Consider the following 6,181-nt stretch of genomic DNA (forward strand, 5'->3'; position numbering starts at 1 on the left):
ACGGATAAAACCTATCCGCCACTACCACCTGACAGCTGTAGAGCCTAGCTTTATACTCTAGCTGTCGCCTGAACTCATAGAAACTACACTCGGCTAGACTACTAGCTAACTTGTGGTTCTTGAGCATCCCCGAGACGTTCAGGTCCTCTATAATTACCACCCGATACCTCTTAGCTAGATAGGTAGTAAGCTTGTGTAGGTTGTCCCGACGAATATCAACTACTCTCTTGTGGAGTCTTGCCACCTTCTTAACTGCCTTCCGCCGGTTTTGCGACCCCTTAACTTTCCTGGACAACCGCCTTTGCAACCTCCTCAGCCGCTTCCTAGCCTTACAATAGGGCTTGGGGTTGCCAAAAGTCCCCCCGTCAGAACACGTGGCTAGATTGTTAACTCCTAGGTCAACCCCAACAACGTCCCCTTCCTTCTCCAGCTCCCCTGGCTCAGGCGCCTCATACTTGAAGGAAATGAACCAACGGTGGGCCCGCCGGCTGATAACAACATTCTTGGGCACAACCGCAGGCAAGACCTCGTAACAAGCTAACCAGCCGAAAATCGGAACCTTGATTTTGTTGCCGGAAATTCTAATCCCACCTTCTAGGTAAAAGCTGTCCAGCTTCCCCTTCTTCTTGAATACTGGAAATCTAGACTTCCCAGCACGCCACCTCTTAATTGCTCTCTCCAGATTCCTAAGAGCTTCCTGCGGGGCACACTTAGAAACCTGATAGTACCAAGGATTAGCCCTCTTCACCTCGGCTACAAGTTTCTTGTGCAGATCAACTGCCGTGGGAATCTTCCGCTTCTCTGCCACAGCTTGCTTACAAAGCTCCAGTCCCCAGTTGTAAGCGTGCCGAGCAACCCCAGCGTGCTGCGCCGCCAGTGTCCTTTGCTTGTTATTCAGTCTTAACTCCGTCTTGAATCCTAATAACAAAGTATGACCTCTAGTTCAGCACTAAACCTATTGCTGTTCCCTTTGGAGCTACAAATTGGGGCATACTGAATATATATAATGTTATAATGTACACTACATTCAGTCGAGACTAGAGTTCAGCTCAACCGCCCCCAAGCTCGCGGCGACTCCCCGGAGATTGCTTACATTCAGGCCCGCGGGCTGCCCCTGTCCCGTCTGGGCTTTTGGACGCCGGAGGAAGTGGAGATCGTCCGCACCTGGATTGTGCAGGATGGCGCCTCCCGCACCAGCGCCCGCTTACAGATGGGCAACTGAATAAGGCATCTGGAACCCAAGCCTCACCGCCATGACCCCTCCTCAACCTTTGGCTACCGTGATTCAGGGATCCCTGAGTCGAGGGCTGGAAGCTCGCCTCAATCCCGGTGTCTCGGTAGAAGACTTGCGGGTGGGCAAATTCGTGGTGATCCAGGGGCAGCGCAACCGCTTCTTTGGCCTGCTTACTGACGTTACCCTAGAAACCAGCAACCCCCAAATTCTGGTCAATCCCCCCCGCCCGGAAGAGACCTTGCTGCAGGAGGTGCTGGCCGGTACCGGTACCTACGGCATTATTGCCCTCACCCCGATGCTGATGTTGGTGCCGCGGCAGACGGAAGGGGAAAGGCTGTATCCCCTGGTCAATCCCGAACGGCCAGAAGCGTTGGCAGCTCCCCTCGGCCAAGAACCCCCTTCCGCTGGCGCCATGGAGCTGCTGCCCGTGAAAACAGTGCCCGCCCATTTTTCGCAAGTGTATGAGGCACGGGAACTGGACTTTCGCACCGTCTTCGGCTGGGAAGACGACCCGGAGCGGCGCAACTTTGCTATCGGCCAGCCCCTCGACATGGCTGTGCCCATCTGTTTGGACTTGGATCGCTGGGTGGAGCGCAGCAACGGCATTTTCGGCAAATCGGGCACCGGCAAGTCCTTTCTAGCCCGCCTGATCCTGGCCGGCATCATCCGCAAACGGGCAGCGGTGAACTTGATCTTTGACATGCACTCCGAGTACGGCTGGGAGGCGGCCAGCGAAGACAAACACGCCAGCACCGTCAAGGGCTTGCGGCAGCTCTTTCCCGGTCAGGTACAGATCTATACCCTGGATCCCGATTCCACCCGGCGGCGAGGGGTGCGGGATGCGCAGGAGCTCTTCATCGCCTACAACCAGATCGAGGTGGAGGATCTGGCCCTGTTGGCAGAGGAGCTGAACCTATCGGAAGCCAGCCTGGAAAACGCCATCATCCTGCGCAACGAGTTTGGCCGCGACTGGATCAGCCGCCTCTTGAGCCTTTCCAACGCCGAGATCCAAGAGTTTTGCGAACAGAAAATGGGCAACAAAGCCTCGATGATGGCCCTGCAGCGCAAGCTCACCCGCCTTGACAACCTCAAGTACATCCGCAGCACCCTGCCCCACAACTACATCGGCCAGATTTTGGATGCCCTCAGCCGCGGCATTCACGTGGTTATCGAGTTTGGATCCCAGTCCAACCTGCTCTCCTACATGTTGGCGGCCAACGTCATCACCCGCCGCATTCACCAGGCCTACGTACATCAGACGGAGCGGTACTTGCAATCCAAAAATCCCCTCGACCGGCCCCGTCAACTGTGCATCACCATCGAGGAGGCCCATCGCTTTTTGAATCCGCGGGCGGCCAAGCAGACCATCTTCGGCACCATTGCCCGCGAGATGCGCAAGTACTTTGTCACGCTGCTGGTGGTGGATCAGCGCCCTTCCCGCATCGACAGCGAGGTGATGTCGCAGTTGGGCACTCGCATCACGGCGCTGCTCAACGACGACCAAGATATCGAGGCGGTGTTCACAGGGGTGGCGGGTAGCCAGAACCTGAAAACGGTGTTGGCCAAGCTGGATTCCAAACAACAGGCCCTCCTTCTCGGCCACGCCGTGCCTATGCCGGTGGTGGTGCAAACCCGCTCCTACGACCAAAGGTTCTACGCCGAGATCGCCGACCCCGACTGGTCGCAGGCCGAAGATGCGGAGGTGCTCCTGGCCGCCCAACAGGCTAAGTCCGAGCTGGGGCTGTGAGCACAAGCTGCCCGCACCGCTCGGAACATGCCAAAGCGACACAGCCCTGTGCCGAAAGCCAGCCGCATCAGCAAAAAGGTGGGTACCTCCCGCAAGGACTTCACCAAGCCGACCAAGCCAAACCTGAGAAAGCCCTCAGGGCGGACAACACCCTGCCAGATGGAATCCAGCCAAGAGGGAAGGGTCTCCTGAGTCCAGTCGGCGGTTTCTACCCGTCCCGCCACCAGGCCAGTAGCCTCCAACTGCTCGGCAAAGCCTTCGATGCTGGAGAAGGAAGGGTGTGACCATTGATCCAACAGTTGCCGCATCACCAGCCGCTCCCAAAAGTTCAGGGGCTTTTGCCGGTCGTCCCGCTGGTTCCAGTCGGCCACCACCAGGATCCCCCCTGGCTTCAACACCCGCAGCATCTCTTGGGCATAGCGGGCCTTGTCCGGCATGTGAGGCCCTGCCTCAATGGACCACACCACATCGAAGCTGGCATCGGGGAAGGGCAGGTCGAGGGCATCTGCCACCTGAAACTGGACAGGCAGATCAGGGGGGGTGAGCTCCTGGGCCCGCTTCACCTGCTGAGGACTGATGGTGATACCGGTTACAACAAAGCCGTAGTCACGGGCCAAGATGCGGCAGCTCCCACCAATGCCGCAGCCCACATCCAACACGGTTGTCCCTGCAGGCAGTCGATCCAACCCGCCCCAGCGCACCATCTCGTGAACAAAGTCGTGCTTGGCCTGCAGAAAATCTTTTCGTTGGGGAGGAGAGCCGTAGTGGCCTAGGTGAATGTGTTCGCCCCAGTAAAACTCTAGGATCCCATCCCGAGTCCACTCGTCGTAAGACTTGGCCACAGAGGCGGGAGACTCGTATTTGCGAGCGGTCAACAGATAGGCTGCCAAGCCCACGGCCAGCAGCACAGCTATGCCCAAAGCCCAAAAGATTGGATTCATCGGATCAACCATGAAGTTTCTATGAAGTCCCTCTGCGTGGTGGCAATCATTGTCGGTTGGATAGCGCAGCCCCAGGCGGAGTGCTTTCCGGTATGGGGCCAGCCAAGCAAAGGCGCAATCCCATCTTGCCCCATCTGCTGGCTCAAGATGGAGTCTGGGGCAAAGGACGGCTGGGCGAGATTTTCCAGCACGATTCCAGCATCCGTTGGGGTCGCTGCCATCACCTGCTGGATGGGGTGTTCCAGGGGTGGCAACCTCAACAGCAGCGGCTGCTCCTTCACAAAAGGTTGGCGGCGTAGCGAGCAGCTCCCCTCAGCCCCACCTGCGCGTTCACCACCACCTGCACCGACAGTTGCTCCAGGAGAGGACGCATCCGCCCTTTGTCCAAAAACGAGGACAAAAACTCCCCTTGATGCAGTAGGCGCAAGAGCTTGGGCGCGATCCCCCCGGCGATGAACAGGCCCCCGCGCGGCAACAGGTGTAGGGCAAAGTTCCCGACTGCAGCCCCGTACAGGCTGATGAAAAGCCGCAGACACTCCACCGCCAGGGGATCCCGTGCTTCCATGGCAGCATTGGCAATTTGGGCTGCCGGGTCAATATGCTTAGCTCCCTTTTCCCAAGCCTCAATTTGGGCCAGCAGCTGTTCTTCTCCTGAGCCCCACTGGCTATCCCGCAAAAATTGATAAATGGCAACGATCCCCTGCCCCGAGACCACCCGCTCGGTGGAGACACGTCCGTGCCGTTTTTGCAAATACCTCAATAGCTCCCACTCCAGAGGGGTGCGCGGGGAAAAGTCCACGTGACCGCCCTCGCTGGCATGAACTTGGTAACCCCCTTCTCCCCAGGTAAGGTAAGCCTGCCCCAAACCCGTGCCTGCTCCCATCACGCCAATCGGAGCCCGCGGTTGACGCTCACCCACTTGCAAGGTGTCCAGATCCTGGTCGCCGAGGGCAAGCACGCCATACCCCACAGCGCTGAAGTCGTTGATCAAGGCTACGCGCGGGATCCCCAGCTCTGCGGCCAATTGGCTCGACTGCAGATCCCAGGGCAAGTTGGTCACTTTGGCAGTCTGTCCCTCAGACCCTGAGCCCCTTGTTTCCATGACGGGGCCGGCCACTGCAAAACAGGCGGCAGCAGGCTGTGGATCTCGCCCCAGCTCCCGCCGAGCCTGGGCCAGAAACTCTCCCACCATTGGGGCGAGGTTGGCGTAATCTTGGCTGGCATAGCGGCAGTGGTAAAGGCTGTGCTCGGGATCCTCGGCATTGACAAGGCTGAGGCTGGTTTTGGTGCCCCCGATGTCTCCTGCCAACAACAAGTCCATACGGTTTCCTCCGGCCAGCACCTCCTTCCCACCCTGACATCTCTGGAGAGAGAATGCCAGGCCCCCAAGGCTTCCCCGCTCCTGCTGGGGAGAAGAGGGAAGGGCAAAGAAGGTGCTATGTTAACTGATGTAAAGGTTTTTAATATTGCATTTTGTCTTCTACACCTTTTTTACCCCCTCTCCAAGATGAGCCTCTGCTGTCCTCTGAGCGTTTGGCCGGGCTGGATCCCCGCCCTCTCTCGGCTCAAAGGCGTTTTCGATCCCACCATGCCATTGGGGGAGTGGCAGCTCTGCTCGTGAGTCTGCCCGTTTTTGTGCAAGCGCCCCTGGTGCGGTATGCCCCTTGGGTCAGCTTGGTGATGTCTTTGGGCTGGCTGGGCCTTAGCTTGCATCTCTACTCCCAGCCCCGTACCCGCCTGTGGGGAGATTTGCTGTACGGCTTTACCCTGACTTGGCTGGCAGGATCCCTGTATTGGGGATGGCTGCGCTTTGAGCCTCTTTGGCACATGCCCATGGAAGCCTTGGGGATCCCGATTGTCTGGTGGGGGACACGGCGACGGTTTGCCCGCATCGGTACCTGGTTTTATCTCGGCTCCCTGTGGGGTACGGCGGTTACAGATCTCTACATTCACTCGGTGGGGCTGCTGCCTGAGTGGCGGCAGGCGATGCAGTTTGACCGGTTGGAGCAGGCGGTTGTCCCTTTTAGGGCGGCCCTCGACAAAATGGCTACCCCCTGGGGCCTGGGTTGGGGCATCGGCTTGGGCCTTCTGTTGCTGGGTGTTGGATTGTGGAGAGTCCAGGGATCCCGCCGCTTGCACCATTGGGCATTTGCGGGAGCAGTGCTGAATACCCTGTTGGTGGATGGGCTATTTGGCTGGGGGGCAGCTCTGCTGCGGTGAGCTGGGACATCCCCATAACTGATACATTTACGCTGAACA

The 6,181-nt window shown here is 58.3% G+C and carries 6 protein-coding genes; 3 read left to right on the plus strand and 3 right to left on the minus strand.

The window, feature by feature from the left end; translation table 11 throughout:
* Positions 1–928, minus strand: a 928-nt coding sequence (locus tag NW819_RS08845) for an RNA-guided endonuclease InsQ/TnpB family protein (protein ID WP_414413522.1), incomplete at its 3' end; no start/stop codon positions are given.
* A gap of 325 nt (positions 929–1,253) precedes the next feature.
* On the opposite strand from NW819_RS08845, the gene NW819_RS08850 reads away from it, so the two are divergent.
* Complete coding sequence (locus NW819_RS08850) at positions 1,254–2,981, plus strand: helicase HerA domain-containing protein (RefSeq protein ID WP_414413523.1); 1,728 nt, start codon at positions 1,254–1,256, stop codon at positions 2,979–2,981.
* Here NW819_RS08850 and NW819_RS08855 read toward each other — a convergent pair.
* Entirely contained in the window at positions 2,888–3,922 is a 1,035-nt protein-coding gene (locus NW819_RS08855; RefSeq protein ID WP_414413524.1) for a methyltransferase domain-containing protein, read from the minus strand. The genes NW819_RS08850 and NW819_RS08855 overlap by 94 nt on opposite strands.
* 92 nt (positions 3,923–4,014) lie before the next feature.
* Between NW819_RS08855 and NW819_RS08860 the strand changes: the two genes are divergently transcribed.
* Positions 4,015–4,221 (plus strand): hypothetical protein, encoded by a 207-nt coding sequence (locus tag NW819_RS08860; RefSeq protein ID WP_414413525.1) that lies wholly within the window; start codon positions 4,015–4,017, stop codon positions 4,219–4,221.
* On the opposite strand, the gene NW819_RS08865 is transcribed toward NW819_RS08860, so the two are convergent.
* Complete coding sequence (locus NW819_RS08865; RefSeq protein ID WP_011432607.1) at positions 4,200–5,243, minus strand: glucokinase; 1,044 nt, start codon at positions 5,241–5,243, stop codon at positions 4,200–4,202. The genes NW819_RS08860 and NW819_RS08865 overlap by 22 nt on opposite strands.
* 152 nt (positions 5,244–5,395) lie before the next feature.
* On the opposite strand from NW819_RS08865, the gene NW819_RS08870 reads away from it, so the two are divergent.
* Positions 5,396–6,142 carry a DUF3120 domain-containing protein gene (locus NW819_RS08870; RefSeq protein ID WP_414329009.1) on the plus strand — a complete coding sequence of 249 codons (747 nt, stop codon included), beginning with the start codon at positions 5,396–5,398 and terminating at the stop codon, positions 6,140–6,142.
* Positions 6,143–6,181: the final 39 nt, after the last annotated feature.

The organism is Synechococcus sp. R8-2, assembly GCF_047461715.1.
Classification (GTDB): domain Bacteria; phylum Cyanobacteriota; class Cyanobacteriia; order Thermostichales; family Thermostichaceae; genus Thermostichus.

Excerpts from the sequence above, each read along its gene's own strand:
- NW819_RS08850 (WP_414413523.1), top strand. The coding sequence starts at position 1,254 with ATGACCCCTCCTCAACCTTTGGCTACCGTGATTCAGGGATCCCTGAGT.
- NW819_RS08855 (WP_414413524.1), bottom strand. The coding sequence starts at position 3,922 with ATGAATCCAATCTTTTGGGCTTTGGGCATAGCTGTGCTGCTGGCCGTG.
- NW819_RS08860 (WP_414413525.1), top strand. The coding sequence starts at position 4,015 with ATGGGGCCAGCCAAGCAAAGGCGCAATCCCATCTTGCCCCATCTGCTG.
- NW819_RS08865 (WP_011432607.1), bottom strand. The coding sequence starts at position 5,243 with ATGGACTTGTTGTTGGCAGGAGACATCGGGGGCACCAAAACCAGCCTC.